This window comes from Gellertiella hungarica, assembly GCF_014197145.1.
GTDB classification, from domain to species: domain Bacteria; phylum Pseudomonadota; class Alphaproteobacteria; order Rhizobiales; family Rhizobiaceae; genus Gellertiella; species Gellertiella hungarica.
In genome coordinates, this window is the sequence record NZ_JACIEZ010000005.1 from 284270 (window position 1) to 303123 (window position 18854).

Annotated in this window: 22 protein-coding genes; 7 read left to right on the forward strand and 15 right to left on the reverse strand. The window is 66.5% G+C overall.

Annotation, left to right across the window (positions count from 1 at the left end):
• Nucleotides 1-322: 322 nt before the first annotated feature.
• From GGR23_RS14610 to GGR23_RS14620, 3 genes are read left to right on the forward strand one after another with little or no spacing between them, the layout of a single operon-like run.
• Nucleotides 323-700 (forward strand): MerR family transcriptional regulator, encoded by a 378-nt coding sequence (locus GGR23_RS14610; RefSeq protein ID WP_183367027.1) that lies wholly within the window; start codon nt 323-325, stop codon nt 698-700.
• Nucleotides 701-723: 23 nt separating this feature from the next.
• Nucleotides 724-966 carry a DUF433 domain-containing protein gene (locus tag GGR23_RS14615; RefSeq protein WP_183367028.1) on the forward strand — a complete coding sequence of 81 codons (243 nt, stop codon included), beginning with the start codon at nt 724-726 and terminating at the stop codon, nt 964-966.
• Nucleotides 963-1364, forward strand: coding sequence for a DUF5615 family PIN-like protein (locus GGR23_RS14620; protein WP_183367029.1), 402 nt, complete (start codon nt 963-965; stop codon nt 1362-1364). Before GGR23_RS14615 ends, GGR23_RS14620 begins: the two co-directional genes overlap by 4 nt.
• A 107-nt stretch (nt 1365-1471) precedes the next feature.
• Here GGR23_RS14620 and GGR23_RS14625 read toward each other — a convergent pair whose 3' ends face one another.
• From GGR23_RS14625 to GGR23_RS14635, 3 genes are all read right to left on the reverse strand, one after another.
• On the reverse strand, nt 1472-1816 hold the full coding sequence (locus tag GGR23_RS14625; RefSeq protein ID WP_183367030.1) for a DUF1491 family protein: 345 nt from the start codon (nt 1814-1816) through the stop codon (nt 1472-1474).
• A gap of 40 nt (nt 1817-1856) precedes the next feature.
• Nucleotides 1857-2270, reverse strand: a complete 414-nt coding sequence (locus tag GGR23_RS14630; protein ID WP_183367031.1) for a SufE family protein — start codon at nt 2268-2270, stop codon at nt 1857-1859.
• Nucleotides 2271-2570: 300 nt separating this feature from the next.
• On the reverse strand, nt 2571-3101 hold the full coding sequence (locus tag GGR23_RS14635; protein WP_183367032.1) for a DUF5330 domain-containing protein: 531 nt from the start codon (nt 3099-3101) through the stop codon (nt 2571-2573).
• A gap of 468 nt (nt 3102-3569) precedes the next feature.
• Between GGR23_RS14635 and GGR23_RS14640 the strand changes: the two genes are divergently transcribed.
• Both GGR23_RS14640 and GGR23_RS14645 read left to right on the forward strand, forming a co-directional pair.
• Complete coding sequence (locus GGR23_RS14640) at nt 3570-5144, forward strand: sensor histidine kinase (RefSeq protein ID WP_246365440.1); 1575 nt, start codon at nt 3570-3572, stop codon at nt 5142-5144.
• Nucleotides 5116-6237, forward strand: a complete 1122-nt coding sequence (locus GGR23_RS14645; protein ID WP_183367033.1) for a peptidoglycan-binding domain-containing protein — start codon at nt 5116-5118, stop codon at nt 6235-6237. Before GGR23_RS14640 ends, GGR23_RS14645 begins: the two co-directional genes overlap by 29 nt.
• 3 nt (nt 6238-6240) lie before the next feature.
• On the opposite strand, the gene GGR23_RS14650 is transcribed toward GGR23_RS14645, so the two are convergent.
• The 11 genes from GGR23_RS14650 to GGR23_RS14700 form a co-directional block, all read right to left on the reverse strand.
• Entirely contained in the window at nt 6241-7047 is an 807-nt protein-coding gene (locus GGR23_RS14650) for a DUF6456 domain-containing protein (protein WP_183367034.1), read from the reverse strand.
• Nucleotides 7034-7516, reverse strand: coding sequence for a helix-turn-helix domain-containing protein (locus GGR23_RS23230; protein ID WP_246365443.1), 483 nt, complete (start codon nt 7514-7516; stop codon nt 7034-7036). The genes GGR23_RS14650 and GGR23_RS23230 overlap by 14 nt, the downstream gene beginning before the upstream one ends.
• Nucleotides 7517-7930: 414 nt before the next feature.
• On the reverse strand, nt 7931-8359 hold the full coding sequence (locus GGR23_RS14660; protein ID WP_183367035.1) for a Ros/MucR family transcriptional regulator: 429 nt from the start codon (nt 8357-8359) through the stop codon (nt 7931-7933).
• 445 nt (nt 8360-8804) lie between these two features.
• Nucleotides 8805-9155 (reverse strand): monovalent cation/H(+) antiporter subunit G, encoded by a 351-nt coding sequence (mnhG, locus tag GGR23_RS14665; RefSeq protein WP_183367036.1) that lies wholly within the window; start codon nt 9153-9155, stop codon nt 8805-8807.
• On the reverse strand, nt 9152-9499 hold the full coding sequence (locus GGR23_RS14670; RefSeq protein ID WP_183367037.1) for a cation:proton antiporter: 348 nt from the start codon (nt 9497-9499) through the stop codon (nt 9152-9154). The genes mnhG and GGR23_RS14670 overlap by 4 nt, the downstream gene beginning before the upstream one ends.
• Nucleotides 9499-9984 carry a Na+/H+ antiporter subunit E gene (locus GGR23_RS14675; RefSeq protein ID WP_183367038.1) on the reverse strand — a complete coding sequence of 162 codons (486 nt, stop codon included), beginning with the start codon at nt 9982-9984 and terminating at the stop codon, nt 9499-9501. The genes GGR23_RS14670 and GGR23_RS14675 overlap by 1 nt, the downstream gene beginning before the upstream one ends.
• Nucleotides 9981-11591, reverse strand: a complete 1611-nt coding sequence (locus GGR23_RS14680) for a Na+/H+ antiporter subunit D (protein WP_183367039.1) — start codon at nt 11589-11591, stop codon at nt 9981-9983. Before GGR23_RS14680 ends, GGR23_RS14675 begins: the two co-directional genes overlap by 4 nt.
• Nucleotides 11592-11601: 10 nt before the next feature.
• Entirely contained in the window at nt 11602-11976 is a 375-nt protein-coding gene (locus GGR23_RS14685; protein ID WP_183367040.1) for a Na+/H+ antiporter subunit C, read from the reverse strand.
• The gene (locus GGR23_RS14690) at nt 11976-12395 is read right to left on the reverse strand and encodes a Na+/H+ antiporter subunit B (RefSeq protein ID WP_183367041.1); all 420 of its coding nucleotides are present in this window, start codon (nt 12393-12395) and stop codon (nt 11976-11978) included. Before GGR23_RS14690 ends, GGR23_RS14685 begins: the two co-directional genes overlap by 1 nt.
• The gene (locus tag GGR23_RS14695; protein WP_183367042.1) at nt 12392-14749 is read right to left on the reverse strand and encodes a putative monovalent cation/H+ antiporter subunit A; all 2358 of its coding nucleotides are present in this window, start codon (nt 14747-14749) and stop codon (nt 12392-12394) included. The genes GGR23_RS14690 and GGR23_RS14695 overlap by 4 nt, the downstream gene beginning before the upstream one ends.
• Before the next feature lie 1242 nt (nt 14750-15991).
• Nucleotides 15992-16750 (reverse strand): VOC family protein, encoded by a 759-nt coding sequence (locus tag GGR23_RS14700; protein WP_183367043.1) that lies wholly within the window; start codon nt 16748-16750, stop codon nt 15992-15994.
• A gap of 72 nt (nt 16751-16822) precedes the next feature.
• On the opposite strand from GGR23_RS14700, the gene GGR23_RS14705 reads away from it, so the two are divergent.
• On the forward strand, nt 16823-17302 hold the full coding sequence (locus GGR23_RS14705; RefSeq protein WP_183367044.1) for a MarR family winged helix-turn-helix transcriptional regulator: 480 nt from the start codon (nt 16823-16825) through the stop codon (nt 17300-17302).
• A 318-nt stretch (nt 17303-17620) separates the two neighbouring features.
• Here GGR23_RS14705 and GGR23_RS14710 read toward each other — a convergent pair whose 3' ends face one another.
• A complete protein-coding gene (locus GGR23_RS14710) occupies nt 17621-18043 on the reverse strand; it encodes an organic hydroperoxide resistance protein (protein WP_183367045.1) in 423 nt (140 codons plus the stop codon).
• Nucleotides 18044-18208: 165 nt separating this feature from the next.
• Between GGR23_RS14710 and GGR23_RS14715 the strand changes: the two genes are divergently transcribed.
• Complete coding sequence (locus tag GGR23_RS14715; protein WP_183367046.1) at nt 18209-18721, forward strand: MarR family winged helix-turn-helix transcriptional regulator; 513 nt, start codon at nt 18209-18211, stop codon at nt 18719-18721.
• Nucleotides 18722-18854: the final 133 nt, after the last annotated feature.

Here is an 18854-nt window from a genome sequence, read left to right on the forward strand (position 1 = left end):
AGTCCCGCCCGCGGATCTTTCAGGAGCGGGGGTGCACGCCACGAGGGATTTTTCCCGCCGGCAGCCGCCGGCATGAGTTCCTGTTCTTGCGTGTTCAGCAGCGGCCATGAGCAATCCCCCGCATCCCCGTCTCCTGAAAGCTCCGCGCGGGCAAGCCGGTCTAGCCCTTGCGGCAGGCTTCATTCGCTGCCGCGCGCGAAATCCCGCCGATTGCTATGATTTCAACGCTTCAGGAAGCAACAGCTGCGTGTGCCCCCTTGGAGCAAACTCGCCTCTTGCGGCTTTTCTAATAAGGAATATTGTGCCAGGGGGAGATCGAGCAATGCGCGGGGATTCGAACGCGACCGTCATATCCGCTTTCACCGAGGACCAGGTTTCTCGGCTGACCGGGCTCAGCATTCACCGGCTGCGCTACTGGGACCGCACGTCCTTCTTTTGCCCCAGCCTTGCTGCCGACAATCGCAGACTTGCGTTCAGCAGGGTCTACTCCTTTACCGATGTCGCGGCTCTGCGCGTTCTCAACGTTCTGATCAATCAGTACAACGTTCCGGTTTCTCACCTCAGGAAGGTGTCCGCAAAACTGGGACGCATGGACAATGGCGCCTGGCATCGGATCACGCTTTACGTCCTCAACCGGAAGGTCGTTTTCACGATCCCGAAGATGGCCAGCAGCGGGAGGTCGTCAGCGGGCAATACGTGATGGGGATCCCGCTCGAGAAGGTGATGTTCGATACGAAGAAGGATGTGCGGACGCTTTCCGCCCGCGCTCCGTCCCAGATCGGCAAGGTTTCGCGAAACCGCCGGATCGCGCACAACATGTCCGTTGTGGCAGGAACGCGCGTACCGGTGAGAAGCATCAGGGAGTTTGCAGAGGCAGGGTATTCCGCTGAAAAGATTGCCAAGGAATATCCGACACTTACGATAGAAGATATTAAAGCTGTACTTGAAAACGACAGGGCTGCGTGACGAGCGAAAAATCCAGGCTCAGGTTCTTTCTGGACGAGGGCGTCCCCGATAGTGTCGGAAGGAAATGTTCCGACGCGGGCCATGACGTCATCTATTTGCGCGAGAGCATTGCAACCGGTTCTCCGGACGAGCTCGTATGCGTGGCGGCAGAGAAAAATCAGGCCATACTGGTTGCCTGCGATGGGGACATGAAGCAGCTGGTCAAGAAATTCGGCATTGGAAACGGCCGGTTCAGGAAGCTCAGCCTGGTAAAACTGTCGGTGAACTCGCCCTCCGCTGCCCCGAGGATGGAGCAGGCCATGTCCCTCATCGAGCATGAATGGGACATCAGCACCACGAAAGCGGCACGGCGGGTCTACATTGAAATCGGCGACCGCGTGATCAGGACCTTCAGGTAACCGTAGCCACGGATAACCGCACTCTTGTCGGCTGCCGTTTCAGGTGGATCTCACGCTCCGGGCGGTCCGGCAATCCCGCCCCTCCCCCGGCGGCAAGCAAGCCCCCGCTACTCCCCTTCGTCCACCGCGATGTAGCGGGTGAGGTCGTCGGTTTCGGCTTCGATGAGCCAGAGGTCGGGATCGAAGCGCAGTTCGCGGGCGACGAGGGCGTCGACATCCTCGGGCCCGGCGCCGGAGAGGCGTTTCTCGAAGCGGCGGTCGCCGGCCTCGCCGGCTTCGAAGACCGCCTGCGGCGCGGGTCCGTAGAGGGTCACGCTGCCGTCCCGGTGGCGCTCCTTCAGGAAGAGGGCGCCGGCTTCCGGGGCACCCTTCCTTTCCACGGCCGCAAAGCCGCCATCGGCGAAGATGCGGCGGGTCAGCGCCGCGGCGAAGAATTCGGTGGTGACGCGCATGGCCTGGCCTCCCCTGCGGCTGGTTGCCGGCGCTTTCCGCTCAGGCGCGGCGGCGGGCATCCTCGCGAATGCGGTTGATCATCGAGCGCAGCCCGTTTGCCCGCTGGGCCGAGAGATGCTCGATGAGGCCGATCTTCGAGAAGAGCTCGGAGGCATCGAGAGCCGCGATCTCGGAGGCATGCCGGCCGTCATAGGCGGCGAGCACGATGGCGACGAGGCCGCGCACGATATGGGCGTCGCTGTCGCCCCTGAGATGCAGCACGGGATCGGCCCCTGCTTCCGCCTCGCTCACCACCCAGACCTGGCTGGCGCAGCCCTGCACCTTGTTTTCCGCCGTCTTCAGCGCATCCGGCAGGTCGGGCAGCGCCTTGCCGAGCTCGATCACGTAGCGGTAGCGGTCTTCCCAGTCGTCGAGATAGGCGAAGTCGTCGATGATCTGGTCGATGGTGGCCATGGCAGAAGCATTCCCGTGATGTGACGTGTCCCCGATATAGGGGAAGCAACCCCGCTTGAACAGCAAGCGCCTTGCCGCATCCCAACAAAAAAAGACCGCGAAACGCACCTTTCGGGGCAGGTTTCGCGGTGCGCAACAACGGTGTCGCAGGCTACAGGGCAGGCACTCGAACCGGGGCCGGAGCGCCGGGGACCACGCCCGCGCCGCCCTTTCGGAAGAAGGAAACGGGGACGCGGGAAGGGAAGGAAAATGCGGGGGCAGCCAAGGGACAGAAGCTACCCCCGCCAGGGAAAGGAAAACTCAGCTCTCCGGATAGGGCCGCGGCAGCGGCACCGGCACCCGGGCGGGCAGGCCGCCCGTCACCACCTTGTCGGTGACCGGCGGACGATAGGGCTGCGGCTTGTGGCCGGCAGGCAGGCCCGGCATCGGCTGGAAGGCGACGCCGCCCTCGACGGCCTCTGCGGCATCCTTCTCGGCACCGGCGGCCAGAAGCGGCTTTTCCGGGCGAAGGGCAGCGGTCTTCTCGCCGGAGGGAGCGGCCTTGCCGGGCTCGTCGGCAAATTTCTCGTTCAGATATTCATAGGCGACGAAGGCGCCTTCCTTGGCCCGGTAGCCGAGCGCGGTGAAGGTCTTGGCCCCCTTCTCGCAGACATCGGGCTTTTCGGTGCACAGGCCGGACAGATAGGTGTAGGCGCCGGTCACCGCGGTGAAGGCATCGGCCATTTCCACCGGCGGAGCATTGGCCAGGCGCGAGGCGCTGCCCGCATTGAAGAGCGGCAACAGCACGAGCACCAGCGAAAACCAGAAGCTGCCCTTGATCAACCACCACATCGCATTCGTCCCTGTTCGTTCTTTTCTCTCCGGTCTTGGCGCCGGATGAGACGGAGGCTTTGCCCCGCTGACGGTTCGGACCCTAGAGCCGAGGTCGAAACAGGGCCTTTCGCCGTTGCCGTGCATTCGCGTAAAATCTTACTCAAATGCCGTCATTTCAGCATTTGAATCGAAATTGAATGGCATTTTAACGGCAGCCGTTAAGGATATGGGCGGGGGGCCGGCCGAAAAGCCCGGGAAACGTGGAGAAGCGGCTTGCCGCAAGTCTTAACGTCCATCGAAAATATTAGGTAAATCCGTCGCTTACGCCCCGTTAACCACGAATCCCGAAGGCGGGCGAAACCGTCCCGAAAAGGGAATTTGGCAGGCATTTGCCACAGTCGGGACAACGCCTTTTTATCCTTTCCTTAAGCCGCCCCCGCCTAAAATCGAACCATCCAAGGATCAAGCCTTGAAGGGTTCTGTTAGTTGCGCGTCTTCGAAACCATCCGCGGCAAAGCGGGCGATGTAGCCCGCTCCACCGCCGGCCGCTGGGCCGACCACTGGCTTGCCGCCACCGGCGGCACGGAGGATTCGCGCGACCACGAACGGGCGCTGATGGCTTCCGCCGCCGGTGTTGCCGGCGTGGCCTTCGTGACGCTTGCCCCCCTCTCCTTCCTGATGCTTTCGCCGTCGGTGGCGCTGCCCTCGGCCGTTGCCGCCTCTGCCGCCGCCTTTCTCGTCAGCGCCACCGCCGCGATCGGCCGGGCACGGGCGCTTGCGCCGGCGGCAGCCGAACGGAGCCAGATGGCAGCGGAGGCGGAATTCCTGGCCGCCAGCCGCTTCTGCCCCGGCCTCGTGCTGGTCATGGACGGCCAGGGCCAGGTGCTGGCGACCGGCGGGCGCGACCGCGACACGCTGCTCGCCCGCATGGCCGATCCGCTCGGCCGCGGCTTTACCGAACAGGTGCATGTCTCCGACCGCATCGCCTATCTGACCGCGCTCGATCGGCTGCGACAGGGCGAGGCATCGGCCCGCGTCGACGTGCGGCTGGAGCCGCCGCTGGCGGTGCGGGCGCGCGACGGCCAGTTTGCCCCCGTCCGGCTGGATTTCACCGCCGACTGGGCCACCGACGGCAGCCTTTCGCGCATCCTCTGCCAGCTGACCGACAGCAGCGAGGAGGCGCTTCTGCGCAGCGAGGCGCAGGCAAAGACCGCCGAGGCGGAAAACGCCAACGAATTGAAGAGCCGCTTCCTTGCCGCCGTCAGCCACGAGCTGCGCACGCCGCTGAACGCCATCCTCGGCTTTTCCGACATCCTGCTCGGCGAATATTTCGGCAAGCTCGCCGATGACCGCCAGCGCGAATATGTGGGCCTCATCCGCCAGTCGGGCGCGCATCTGCTTTCGGTCGTCAACACCATGCTCGACATGTCGAAGATCGAGGCCGGGCGCTACGAGCTGATGATGGAGCCCTTCCTCGCCTCCGAGCCGATCCGGGTGTGCGAGGAAATGCTGGGTCTCCAGGCGCGCGAGAAGGGCCTGACGCTGACGAGCCGCATCCAGCGCGACATCGGCGAGGTGGTTGCCGACCGCCGGGCGCTGAGCCAGGTGCTGATCAACCTCGTCGGCAACGCCATCAAGTTCACCGACCGGGGCGGCGTGGTGTCCATCGACGCGGTGCGCGAGGACGGCCTGCTGACGATCACCGTTTCCGATACGGGCATCGGGATTGCGGAGGACAAGCTGGACCTCATCGGCCAGCCCTTCCGCCAGATCCAGAATGCCTATACCCGCCATTACGAAGGCACCGGCCTTGGCCTTTCGCTGGTCAAGGGGCTGGTGCGCCTGCATGGCGGCAGCTTCTCCATCCGCAGCCGTCCCGGCGAAGGCACCGTCATCACGGTCTGCCTGCCCGACGACGGCTCCGGCGCCGCCGGCGCTCATGATGAGCCGGAAGGCGACAGGCCCGTGGAATTTCCGCCGCGTCTCGGCACGGCGCGGAAGGCTGCGGCAGACACTCACGAGGGCATGAGCCATGGCACCCCGAAAGCCCAGAGCGCCTGAGAAGAAGGCGCCCCGGCCGGTTCTCCTCCGGCTTCTTTCCACCACCGCGCTGTGGCTGGGGCTCGGCGCGCGCGGCCTTGGCCGCCAGGCGATGCGCCACCCCGGACCCGCGCTCGCCACGACGCTGTTTCTCGGCGTCTTCGGCACCATTGCCGCCAATGCGCTGTGGTACCAGCCGCACCGGCTGACCAGCCCCTTCTTCGCCACCCGCGATTTCAGCCGCTTCGATGCGCTGCCCGGCCTGCGCAAGGCGACGCCGCCCACCGATGTCACCACCTTCCGGATCGAGCGGCAGGACACCGTGGTCGTCGAGGGCGAAGGCCCGGTTTCCGCCTCCGGCGAGGCCGTCACGCCCGGTGCGGATGCGGACGAGACCGCCTCGATCATCCGCTCATCCGCCGCCCTTCCCGCAGGCCCCGAGGCATCCGCCACCGGGCCGGACCAGCCGGAAAACGTCGCGCTGGCGGTGGCGGTCCAGCAGGCGCTCATCCGCCGCGGACTTTACAACGGCACGCCGGACGGGGTGATCGGCCCGCGCACCACGGCGGCGATCCTGTTCTTCCAGCAGACCGAGGGCCTGCGGGAAACGGGCGCGGTGACCGAGGAACTGCTGAAGCAGCTTTCCGACGGCGCGCCGCCCGCCGAAACCACCGCCGCGATCAACAATCCCGCAACGGCGCCCGCCGCGGAACCGGCGGAAGGTGAGGACCCGGTCGCCGCCGCCATCCGCTCCGCGCCCGTTCCCGCGCCGCGCCCCGGCAAGGCCGGCGCCGCCGGTCATGCCGCAGGACAGGTGGTGAAGGCCAGCGCCGAGAGCGACGATCTGGCCGGCATCATCCGCTCCGCCGACGGCGCAGGCGCAGCCGCCAGACCCGGCAAGGGCGCCGGCGCCCTGCCCGCCGATCCCGAGATCGTGCGGCAGATCCAGGCGGGTCTTGCCCGCATGTCCTATCCGAACGTGGACCCGGATGGCGTTGCCGGTCCCGGCACGCGGCAGGCGATCCGCCAGTTCCAGAAATATTACCGCCTGCCGGTGACCGGCGAGCCCTCGCCGGAGGTTCTGGCAAAGCTGAAGGAAATCGGCGCCGTCTGAGGGCTAGAGCCCGTAATGGCGCGCCAGCAGCGACAGCGCCGTGCGCAGCATGAGCTTGGCCGAGCGCGCCGGCCACAGCCGCTCGCGCTCCACCTGCTCCAGCCCCTTGCCGAAACAGCAGACATCGAAGGCGACGCCCGACAGCTCCGGGCCGAGCGCATCGGCGGCGCGCGCCACCCGGGCCCGCGCATCCGCCTGGTGATCGGAAAGCTCCGCCTGGCCGCCGCGCGCGCCGCCTGCCCGGCCGGACAGCCGCGGCTCCCAGGAGGCGGTGACGCGCGGTTGCAGCCCGGCAAAGGTGAAATCGGCCGAAAGGCGCTCGCCGGCGGCAATCGCCTGCGCGTCGAACCAGGGTTCGCCCGCCTTGTCCTTCAGCAGCGCCAGCGCCCCGAGCGCGCTTTCGTGCCGGTTGACGAGGACGGCGGTTTCCTGCCCCTCGCCATCGCCGAGACGGGTGTTTTCCAGGCGCGCGTGCTGGGCAAGAAAGGCGGTTTCGCCGCCCGAGATCAGCCGCCTGAGCAGCGGCCGCGCAGGCGGCAGCGCCGTGAGCCGCCCCTTCTCCAGCATCAGAAGACCGCGCCGGATGCAGAGCGTCAGCAGCGCCCGTTCGACCCGCCGCCGCTCCGCGTCGCGGCGGAGCAGCACCTCGGCGCCCTCCCCCTCGACGAGAACCGGCCCCGGCAGGACGAAGGACAGGAGCCTGACCAGCCCGCGCGCGGGATCGCCAGCCCGGGACGCCCCCTTGCGGGGGGCGGGGCGCACGGGCTGAAGGCCTGCGGGCGCGGCTGCGGAACCATCAATCCTCTGCATCGAAATCGCCCTCCGCCGGCTCGAAGACGGCCACCGCGAGGCGCTCCACCGCGGCGACGAAATCGTCGTAAACAGGGTCGTCGCGCCGGTCCTCCACCACCGCGCAGGCATGGCGCACCGTGGTGCGGTCGCGGCCGAAGCCGTGCGCCACATCCACCTGCGGAATGCGCAGCGCCACATGGCAGACATAGATGGCGATCTGCCGCGCATGGCAGGCCGCCCGCCGGCGATCGGTGCGGAAGCGGATGCGGTCGCCGGTGACGGATATGAGTTCCGAGGCGATCTTGCCGACCGTGCGGCAGACGGGCCGGAGCGGCACCGCCGACGCCCCCGCGAAGGAGGCGCCATGGGCGAGAAGCGCCTCCGCCCCCGAAGACACCCGCCCGCGCCGCGCCCGCACACCGGCCAGCAGCACATGGGAAAGCATCGGCACCCGATCGGGATGGAAATAGGGATTGCTATGCGGCATGATGGAGTCCCTCCTGAACTGATTAGGAATAAATTCCATAATCTTTCGGCAAAAGGAAACTGCAATAATTAGCTATGCCGCATAGCATCATTGTTTTCATTGGGATATTTTTTGATTGCGATGACAATGATTAGGTTTTAGGTCCTATTTTTAGCAGATCTTTAAATACAAACCACGCCGTCGGGTACTCCCCGCGATCTGCTGGCGCCCGCGGCGGGCCTTGCCTCCTTCTCTCTCGGCTTGCCTCGGATATCCCTCTGGGGGCGCGATCCCGGCCAGCATTGCAGATCATGGCACCGGACGGGGATGACACCGCACGGGAGGCCACGGGCCCGGGATGATGCCCGCCCCCCCGAAATGCAGAAGGCCCCCGCCTTTCGGGCGAGGGCCTTGATGGGACGGAAATGGCGGCGCTTACTTGCCGCGCTTGCGGCGCTGGCCGAGGCCCATTTCCTTGGCGAGGCGCGAGCGGGCTTCGGCATAGGCCGGGGCAACCATCGGATAGTCGCCGGGAAGCTCCCACTTGTCGCGATATTCTTCCGGAGAAAGGGAATGGTGGGTCATCAGGTGCCGCTTCAGCGACTTGAAGGACCCGCCGCATTCCAGGCAGGTGATCTGGTCGTCCTGAACGGACTTGCGGACGGATACGGCAGGCTTCTGCTTTTCCACCGGCTGGGCCACGGGCTGCGGCGCATGGGTGCTGTTCAGCGCGGCATGCACATCCGCAATCAGGTTCGGAAGGTCGGCCACCGGAACCACATGATTGCCCACATAGGCAGCGACGATTTCAGCGGTGAGTTCGACGAGCAATTCTTGATTGCCGCTTCCAGCATTCTCTATCATTTTCTTCTTTTACCTTATGTCACGCCCCTTCCGGCCGCACCTTTCTGGCGCGTGCCGGCCCTCCATAGTCGTGCATGCGAGAACAACCGGTTCTGGAAACGTTTGGCAGCGGTGAGCCTACCCCTAAGCTCGCCGCCCTTGATATGCCCGGCGTCACCTTCTCCGGTGTATAAGGACCATTTCTCCCGTCCGGAAACCATCGCAGAGCATCTTTCCGCCGAAAATGCCAAGCAATGAGACCAAAAAAAGGGCTCTGATACAGTCAACACAGACACACTATGTGTTTTTTGCGTACCACCAATCAGCATAGAATCCAATAATAAAAATGGCCGGTAATATAGAAAAGCTTCCGGATTATAGGAAATCGCTATCAACAAAAAGCAATTACTGCCCGCGCCAGACGAAGATTCGGCTTTTTCAGCGCCGGGACCGCGCTTTTCACCCGTCACACTGGGGAATCGCCCTCGCCCTTGCGGTTGCGGTGGCGCAGCCGTGAGAGGTCCGGGCGGTTTCCGGTGACGATGAAGGCCCGCGCCAGAAGATGGGCCGAGACCGGCGAGGTGAGGATCAGGAAGAAGAAACCCGCCACCGCGCGCGCGGCAAGGCCCGCATCGCCGGTGTGGATGCCGGCGGCAATCAGCAGCAGCCCCGCCCCCACGGCGCCCGCCTTCGAGGCCGCATGCATGCGGGTGAAGAGATCCGGCAGGCGCAGAATGCCGATCGCCGCCGCCAGCGTAAAGAAGCTGCCGGCAAGGATGAGAAGCACGGTGGCGTAATCGAGGATCGCTGCGGTCATGCACGCCTCCGGCGCTGGCCGGGCCGGTTGGGCCGGGGCCGGTCTGGCGGCGTGTCGGGCAGCTTCCTGCCGGGCCGCGTGAGGATGAAGCGGGCGAAGGCGACCGTCGCCAGGAAGCCGACGAGGCCGAGCGCGATGGCGATGTCGATATAGAGGCTGTAGCCGGTCAGGATCGAGAAGACCGCCATGAAGCCGATGGCGATGGCGGTGAGCATGTCGAGTGCCAGCACCCGGTCGGCAAGCGTCGGCCCCCGCACCACGCGCCAGGCGGTGGCGGCAAGCGACAGCGCGAGCACCGGAAGCGCAATGGTGGCGGCAAGGGCGAGAAGGCTGGACGAGGACATCACCGGAACGTCTCCCTGATGGCGCGCTCGAAGCCGGAGCGGATATCCCGGCGCACCGCATCGGGATCGTCCGCCTCCAGCGCATGGACGTAGAGCACGCGGCGGTCGTCGCTGATGTCGACGGTGAGCGTGCCCGGCGTCAGCGTGATGAGGTTCGCGAGAAGCGTCAGCTCCGCATCCCGCGTGAGCCCGACCGGCACGGCGACGATGCCGGGCTCGATGTCGAGGCGGGGCATCAGCACCAGCCGCGCCACCCGCCAGGCGGAGCGCAGGAGCTCGGCGAGGAAGAGCAGGAAAAGCTTCACCGCCCCGATGGGCCGGATGCGGAAATCGATCTCCGGCAACTGACCGCGCAGCACCAGCAGCGCGCCTGCCGAAACCGCAAGGCCGAGCAGGCTGTTGAGAAGCGTGAGGCTGCCGCTCAGCGCCAGCCAGAAGGCGGTGAGGATCAGCGCATAGGCAATCGCACTGCGGGAGGGCATCATGGCTTTGCTCCCGGGAAGACGGAACCGACATAGGCGGCGGGATCGGCAAGGCCGGAGGCGGCATCGCCCGAAAGCTGCAGCAGGCGCTCCGGGAAAAGCCCGAAGCCGATCACCGCCAGGGCGGCCACCGCAAGCGGCAGGATCGTGGTGAGGGCGAGCTTTTGCGGCCGGGCGGAAAGCGCGGCCTGCCCCGTCTGCGGCCCCCTGCCCACCGGTGCCGGCGGCCGCTGCGGATGCCAGAAGGCCAGCATGTAGGCGCGCGCGAGCCCCACCGTCAGGAAGAAGCCCGACAGCAGCACCGCCCCCGCCAGCCACCAGGCGCCGATATCCAGCGCCGCCTTGACGATCAGCGCCTTCGGCCAGAAGCCGGAAAAGGGCGGAAGCCCCGCGGCGGCGAAGAACAGCGCCAGCACCAGGCCGGAGAAGAGCGGGTGCCGGGCGTAAAGCCCGCCGCCCTTCATCAGGTCTGGCGTTCCCGCCAGCCGCGCGGCCTCGAAGAGCGCGAGGTAGAGCGCCAGCATCAGCGCCATGGATTGCAGGCCGTAGAAGATCGCCCCCGTCGCCCCGCCCGGCGAATGCAGCGCGATGCCGGCGAGCATGGTGCCGATGCCCGATATCAGCACGAAGCCGGGAAGCCGGCGCAGGTCGCGCTCCGCCAAGACGCCCAGCCCGCCGAACAGCATGGTGGCGGCGGCAATGGCGGCGATCAGCAGGCTGAGCTCCTCGAGCGGCGCCGGCATCAGCATGACAAGCACCCGCAGCATGGCATAGACGCCGACCTTGGTGAGCAGCGCCGCAAAGAGTGCCGCCGTGCTGGCCCGCGGCGTGTGATAGGCTGCAGGAAGCCAGAACTGCACGGGAAAGGCCGCCGCCTTCATCGAGAAGGCAAAGAGGAAGAGGGCCGCAAGCGTCACCGCCGGCACGCCTTCCATCGCCGGCAGGCGCATCGCCAGATCCGCCATGTTGAGCGTGCCGGTGACGCCGTAGACAAGCCCGACCGCCACGAGGAACAGCGTCGTGCCCGCGAGATTGAGGAAGCCGTATTTCAGCGCCCCGTCGAGCTCCGCCCGGTCCGGCCCGAGCGCGAGAAGGCCGAAGGAGGCGATCAGCAGCACCTCGAACCAGACATAGAGATTGAAGATGTCGCCGGTGAGGAAGGCCCCGGAAACGCCGGCCAGCAGCAGCAGGTGGAAGGGCTCCGGCCCATAGGCGGGCGCGCCCGTTCCCGCCTCGCCCCGGGTGAAGATCGCGGCCAGCAGCGCGATTGCCGCCGCCGAAAGCGAAAAGGCCGCGCCCAGCCGGTCTGCGGTGAAGGCAATGCCGAAGGGCGGAAGCCAGCGGCCCATGACCATGGTCAGCGCGCCCTTTTCCACGACCATCAGGAAAAGCCCGATATTGGCGGCGAGCGTCAGCGCAAGCAGGAGGATCGACAGCCGCCCGACAAGCGCCCGCCCCGCGCCCGGCCGGTGCCGGAGCGCAATCAGCGCCGCGCCGCCGGCAAGCGGCACAAGCACCGGCGCGACGATCAGCCAGTGCTCCGGCGGGACCGGCGCGATCGACATCGCCTGTTCGAGAAGAGCGGGGGAAACGGCTGCCGTGGATGCCATCGCGCGCCTCTCAGTAGCCTGTGGGGGGATCGAGCCGGTCCGGCTCGGCAAAGCGCATGGCGCGGGTGTCGTCGGTGCCGAGCGTCTGGTAGGCGCGGTAGCCGAGCACCAGCAGGAAGGCGAAGAAGGAGAAGGAAATGACGATGGCGGTGAGGATGAGGGCCTGCGGCAGCGGATTGGCGGCGCCTGCCTTCAGCACCTCCTCGCCCGCGCCCATGACCGGCGGCACGCCGCGCGTCAGCCGCCCCGCGAGGAAGAGCGACAGGTTGACCCCGTTGCCGAGCAGCGCCACCCCGATGAGCATGCGCACCACATGGCGCGAGAGCAGGAGATAGAAGGCCGCTGCCAGGAAGGCGGTGGAAAGAAGGGCAAGGATCGCTTCCATCAGTCGGTCTCCTTTTCCTCGAGCGCAAGGGCAATTGCCGTCACCGTGCCGGCAACGACCAGATAGACCCCGATATCGAACAGCATGACGGAGGATACCGGCACCGTATCGGCGACGAGGTTCAGGTCGATCCAGAGGCCGGTCATGAAGGGCATGGCCCCGAGGAAGGGCAGGAAGCCCGCCAGCGCCGAGAGCAGAAGCCCGATGGCCGCGATGCCGAGCGGGTCCATCTTCAGCGCCCGGCGCACCGCCGAGACACCCTGCGCCAGCCCCTGGATGGCAAAGGCCGAGGCCGCGATCAGCCCGCCGATGAAGCCGCCGCCGGGCTCGTTGTGGCCGCGCAGCAGCACGAAGACCGAGAAGACCAGCATGAGCGCCGCAAGAAAGGGGGCGATGGTGCGGAAGATCAGCGTGTTCATGCCTGCTCCTCCGCATCGGCGGGATCGTTGTCGGCAAGGCGCCTTCGGCCCGCCACCGCCCGCAGGCGGATGAGCGCGAGAATCGCAAGGCCAGTCACCAGAACCACGCTGATTTCACCCAGCGTATCCGTTCCGCGGAAATCGACGATGATGACGTTGACCACATTGGCGCCGTGGGCGACCGTCCGGCTGTAGAGATTGAAGAAATCGGAGAGCCGGCCGTCGAAGCTGCCTTCCAGCATCTTCAGCATCAGCAGGCCGAGCCCTGCCGCCGCCAGCACCGCGACCGCGCCATCCACCAGCCGTTCGCCGGTGCCGCGGTGATCGGCACCCTTGAGGTTGAGCCGGGTCATGACCAGCGTGAGGATGACGACGGCGAGCGTTTCCACCATGAACTGGGTGAAGGCGAGATCCGGCGCGCCATAGAGCAGGTAGATGAGGCCGACCGCAAAGCCCTGGATGCCGAGCGCGACGATGGCCGTCAGCCGGTCGGAGGCGACGAGCACCACGCCGACGCCCGTCAGCGCCAGCAGGAGAACCAGCGCTTCGGCCGGCGGAATGGCCGCCCCGAGCGCCGGCCAGCGCGGCATTTCCCCCTGAAGCGCGAGCGAAAGCAGGAGCGTGAGGCCGAGGCACAGCAGGGTGACGACCAGATAGTGCTCCAGCCGGCCGGACTGCACCCGCCGCACCAGCCCGTGCGCCATGCGGGTAAGCCCGTCCAGCGCCGTATCGAAGGCCCGGTCCGGCCCGGGGCCGAGGGCGTCGATCAGCGCGCGCGCATTCTGCTGCACGCGGCCGATCCGGGAGAAGAGCCAGGCCGCCGCCGCGATGGTGACGACCGAAAGCGCGAAGGGAAGCCCCGCATGGGGCACGCCGGAGATGGTCATTTCCACCGGATGCCCGGCGACGGCCGAGGCCATGGGATTGCCGAAGGCGCGGTGGAACTGGCCGGAGGCGACGCCCGCCGCAAGACCCGCCAGCGACAGGAGGACCGGCCCCGCCAGCAGGCCGAACGGCCCTTCATGGGGATGGGCCACGGGCGCCTTCAGCCTGCCCCGGAAGGGCGAAATGCCCGCATGGAGGGCCGCCGCGCCCATCAGCACGTTTCCGGCAAAGGCGGTCATCAGGAAGAGCAGGTCGCGCGGCGAGCCCGAGGACAGCGCCGCATAGATTTCCTCCTTGGCGAGGAAACCCGCAAAGGGCATGAAGCCGATCATCGACAGCGCCGCAAGCCCGGCGGCCGCCCCGGTCAGCGGCATGGCCCGGTAAAGGCCGGAGACCTCGGTGAGATCGCGGCTTCCCGCGCCGTGATCCACCTGCCCGGCCACCATGAAGAGCGCCCCCTTGAACAGCGCATGGGCCAGCAGGTAGAGCACCGCCGCCTCCAGCGCCTTTTCCGTGCCGAAGCCGGTGAGCATGACGAGAAGCCCGAGCGAGGCCACCGTCGTCTGGGCCAGCACCAGCTTCATGTCCCTCTGGCGCAGCGCCATCACCGTTCCGGCAATCAGCGTCACCCCGCCCACGACAGGCAGCACGATGGTCCAGAGCGGCGTTCCGCCCATGACGGGGTTCAGCCGCATGAGCAGGAAGACGCCGGCCTTCACCATGGTGGCCGAATGCAGGTAGGCCGAAACCGGCGTGGGCGCCGCCATGGCATTCGGCAACCAGAAATGGAAGGGAAACTGCGCCGACTTGGTAAAGGCGGCCATGGCGATCAGCCCGAACAGCGCCATGTAGAAGGGGCTGGACCTGAGGTCGTCGCCCAGCATCAGGAGCAGCGAAAACTGCGTGACGCCGGTAATGTTCCAGAGAAACATCAGCCCCGCCAGCAGGAAAAGCCCTCCCCCGCCGGTGACCGCCAGCGCCGTCAGCGCCGCCCGCCGGGAGGCCTGCCTTTCGTGATCGAAGCCGATCAGCAGGAAGGAGGTGATCGAGGTGAGCTCCCAGTGGATGAACAGCATCAGGAAGCTGTCGGAGACGACAAGGCCCAGCATCGCGCCCATGAAGGCAAGCAGGAAGGCGAAAAACCGCCCCTGCTGCGGATGCCCCTTCAGATAGGCGCCGGCATAAAGCACGATCAGCGCGCCGATCCCCGTGACGAGCAGCGCGAAGGTGAGCGACAGCCCGTCGAGATACCAGCTGTAGGACAGGTTGAAGGACGGCACCCAGGCAAAGCCGCCGGTCACCTTCTCCCCCGCCATGACATCGGGCAGATAGGTGAGGAGCCGCGCAAAGGAGAGAATGGGGGCGAGCACCAGTACGAAGGCCGCCCGAGCCCCGAGGACACGCGTCAATGCCGGCGCGAAAAGCGCGGCGATGAAGGGCGTCAGGAGCGCCAGAAAGGTCAGTTCCATGCCATCGGCCTCGGGGTCTTCATGACCGGGGCCGGTGGTGGACGCCCCGTTTCGCTCATCCCGAGATAGGCCATTTGACCGGTCGGCTCAAGGCGAAACGGAATTCCGCCACGGCTTTTCCGTTTACGTAAGGCGTCCGAGGGAGGAGACGGGAGACACACCGAGGGTCGATACCCGTCCGCATCACGCCTGAGGCAAAGGAAACCCGCACGGGCTGGTCTGTGACCGTGCGGATTACATTCTTGCCATAAGCGCTTGGCAGGCGGGGCGGCAACCTCGCCTGCCATCTTCTGATATAGCTGTCATCACCCGCTGTTTCAACCACTGCTTAAATGCAACAGCACGGGCGCCAGGCGCCGTTGCAACCGCGCACACTCCCTATCTTTACTAATTTAGGAAATCCTGCATTGATAGACCCGTCCGGCGACAGAAGCAGGCGCGTCTTGCCAGCAGGCGCATCGGGGAGGATGAGCTGCCCCGACCGAGGCATCGGCTTTGCCGTCGAACCGGGAGTGACGCTTATGTGGTTATTCACAACACGCATCACGCTTGAGGTCAAGAAAACCCGCACGGGCTGGTCTGTGACCGTGCGGATTACATTCTTGCCATAAGCGCTTGGCAGGCGGGGCGGCAACCTCGCCTGCCATCTCCTGATATAGCTCACAACACCCGCTGTTTCAACCACTGCTTAAATGCAACAGCACGGGCGCCAGGCGCCGTTGCAACCGCGCACACGCCCTAACTTTACTAATTTAGAGAAACCTGCATTGATAGACCTGTCGGCGACAGAAGCAGGCGCGTCTCGCCAGCAGGCGCATCGGGGAGGATGAGCCGCCCCGACCGAGGCATCGGCTTTGCCGTCGAACCGGGAGTGACGCATATGTGGTTATTCACAACACGCATCACGCTTGAGGTCAAGAAAACCCGCACGGGCTGGTCAATCGCCGTGCGGGTAACTTTCACACCTTAAGCGCTTGGCAGGCGGGGCGGCAACCTCGCCTGCCATCTCCCGATATAGGCGAAACCGCGCCCTATTTCAACCGTCCCTGATATATCCACGCTGAAGCTTCGATCTGCACCGCCTGGCCGGCCGGTGCCGGGCTGATACAGTGCGGATGGATGTCGCTCTTCGCCGGCGGTGCGCTGCTTGCAGCCGCCCTGTACCATGGCGTTCTGGAGTTTTCCAGGCGGCAGGGGCGCGGCCTGCCCCGAGGGCGAACCCGGGACCGGCACTTGCCGGCATCAGGGGTTCATCGACAGCAGCGCGAAGGCGACGCCTTCGGGATCGAGCATCTGGATGACCCAGCCGCCGCCCGGCACCTGATGCGGCCCCATGATGGTTTTCGCGCCTCTTTCTGCCGCGCGGCCCGAGGCGGCAGCGATGCCATCCACCTGGAAGTAGAAATTCCAGAGCGGCGCCGGACTGCCGGGCATCATCGTCATCATGCCGCCGATATCGTGCCCGTCCTGCGCGAAGATGCGGTAGACGCCATACTGGCCCATATCCATGGTGCGGGCCTCCGTCCAGCCGAACAGCCCGGCATAGAAGGAGAAGGCCTCGCCGCCTTCCCGCGCATAGAGCTCGTGCCAGCCGCAATGGCCGCGGCTTGCCATGCCATCGGGCGTCCAGCGCTCTTCCGACAGCGGCGTCATGATGGCGAGAACCGCTCCTCCGGGATCGGAGAGAATGGCCATGCGCCCCACCCCGGGAATGTCCATGGCGGGCTCCACCAAGCCGCCGCCCGCCGCCTGGCAGGCGGCCACGGTTTCGTCGACGCTTTTAACCTGCACATAGCCGAGCCAGCCCTTGCGCCCGCCTTCCCTGAGCGTTGCCAGTCCGCCGACGCCGCCATCGGGGGCGTTGAAGATCCGGTAGGGCATGCCGGGCTGGGAAAAATCCGACATCGTCCAGCCGATGACAGGGGCATAGAAATCGGCCGCGCGATCGGGATCGGCGCTCGTATATTCATACCAGATGAAGGGGCCGTGCTGGGCTGCCATGTCTCTCTCCCTTTTTCGGCGCGGCGGACGGCCGCACTTGACTTCGCAAAGGTTGATATCAACATATGGCGCATGTCAAGCCGCGAGAATCCGCCACCGCCCATTCCCTTTTCCACGACGCTGCATGTGCGCGACCACTGCCTGTGCTTTCAGGCGCAGCGTGCCGCGCGGGAGCTTGCCCGCACCTTCGACCTTGCCTTCCAGCCGCTCGGGCTCACCAACGGACAGTTTTCGCTGATGATGGCGCTGAACCGCCCGCAACCGCCGGCGCTGGGCCAGCTGGCCGGCGAGCTTCGCGTGGACCGGACGACGCTGACGGCGGCGGTGAAGGTGCTGGAAAGACGCCGCCTTGTTGCCGGCAGCCGCGATCCGGAAAACCGGCGCGTGCAGCGGCTTTCGCTGACGCCCGAGGGATACGCGCTTCTCCAGCTGGCGCTGCCGATCTGGGAAAGGACGCTGGCGCGGATTGCCGGGCCGGCCCTTCAGGACCAGTCGGCAACCGGAGAGGCGCTGCGCAGCCTTGCAGATCGCGCCGCCGCCGCCCGGGCCTGAGCGCCGCGCCTCGCCAGACGGGCGGCACCGGGCGGAGCCGATCGGCCACCCCTTCCCCCGGGGCGGGCGCACCGGCGGGACCCATCCGCCTCAAGACGGCCCCGGGCCCCTCCTCCCCCTCAAGCACGCAGCCCCACCCCGAGGGGAGCGGGGCCGCTTTTCCGGCCGGAGCGGCAGGACGCAGCCACCAGGGACGAAAAGGCCCGGCCTTCCCTTCGGAAAGCCGGGCTTTGCCAGGCGCGGGCGGCCGCGCGGGCAGGAAACGGTTGATGGCGGGCCGCAAGGGCGGCCCCCCGGTTCACCGGTTCTCCAGGATGTTCAGATCGCGGTGGTCGGCACGTCGCGCGGCACGCGCAGCGCATGGCTGTAGGGGCAGACCACATGGGCAGCGGCGGCCAGACGCTCCACTTCGGCCTTGTCGAGGCCGGGCACATGCACTTCAAGCTTCACGTCGATGCCGAAGCCGCCGCCATCTTCCCGCGGGCCCATGCCGACCGTGGCGGTGACGGTGGAATCATCCGGAATCTTGATCTTTTCCTTGGAGGCCACGAATTTCAGCGCGCCCAGGAAGCAGGCGGAATAGCCGGCGGCAAAGAGCTGCTCGGGATTGTTGCCCGGGGCGCCATCGCCGCCGAGCTCCTTCGGCACGGTGAGCGTCACGGCCAGCGCGCCGTCTTCCGTGCGGGACGAGCCGGCGCGGCCGCCGGTGGAGGTTGCCTTCGTGGTGTAGAGAATGGCCATGGCGGAAGATCCTTTCCTCGTTGGTGATGTTGTACACATAGCGCAACATTTAATTGCGCGCAATAGAATTGTGTATTGAAAAATAGGGCAGCTGCTGTCATTCTGTGGACAACGGGCCGTCACGGTGGCGAAAGGCCGCCTTTTCCCCGACGGCCGGAGACGACGATGAAACGCACCAATTCGCCAATCGATCCATCGGATCAGGCACTTGCCCCCGCCCCCGCGCTGACGCCGGAGGAGCGCGACCGGCTGAGCGCGGCGCTGACGCTCGACCGGCAGCTTTGCTTTGCGCTGCACGCGGCCACCCACGCCTTCCAGCGGGCCTACAAGCCGCTGCTCGACCGGGTTAACCTCACCTATCCGCAATATCTGGTGATGCTGCTGCTCTGGGAGCGCGGGCCCATGGGGGTGAAGGCGCTCGGCGAGGCGCTTTACCTCGATTCCGGCACGCTCTCGCCGCTTCTGAAGCGGCTCGAGGCGGCCGGCCATGTGGAACGCCGCCGCGACCTGGCCGACGAGCGCCAGGTCACCATCAGCCTCACCCCCTCCGGCCGCGCGCTCCGCGACCGCGCCGTGGACATCTTCGGCACCATCGCCGCCCGCACCGGCTGCGACGCCGGCGAAGCCGAAACCCTGCGCGACCGCCTTCACCAGCTGCGCGCCGCCATGGACACCTGACCACAAGGGCACCACCGGTGCCGCGCACGGTGTTTCCCTTGCCGCACCGCACCCCCCTCTGCCCTGCCGGGCATCTCCCCCAGGCGGACGAGCTTCGCTCGCCGCGAGGGGGGAGATCGGGACGAGGATTCTT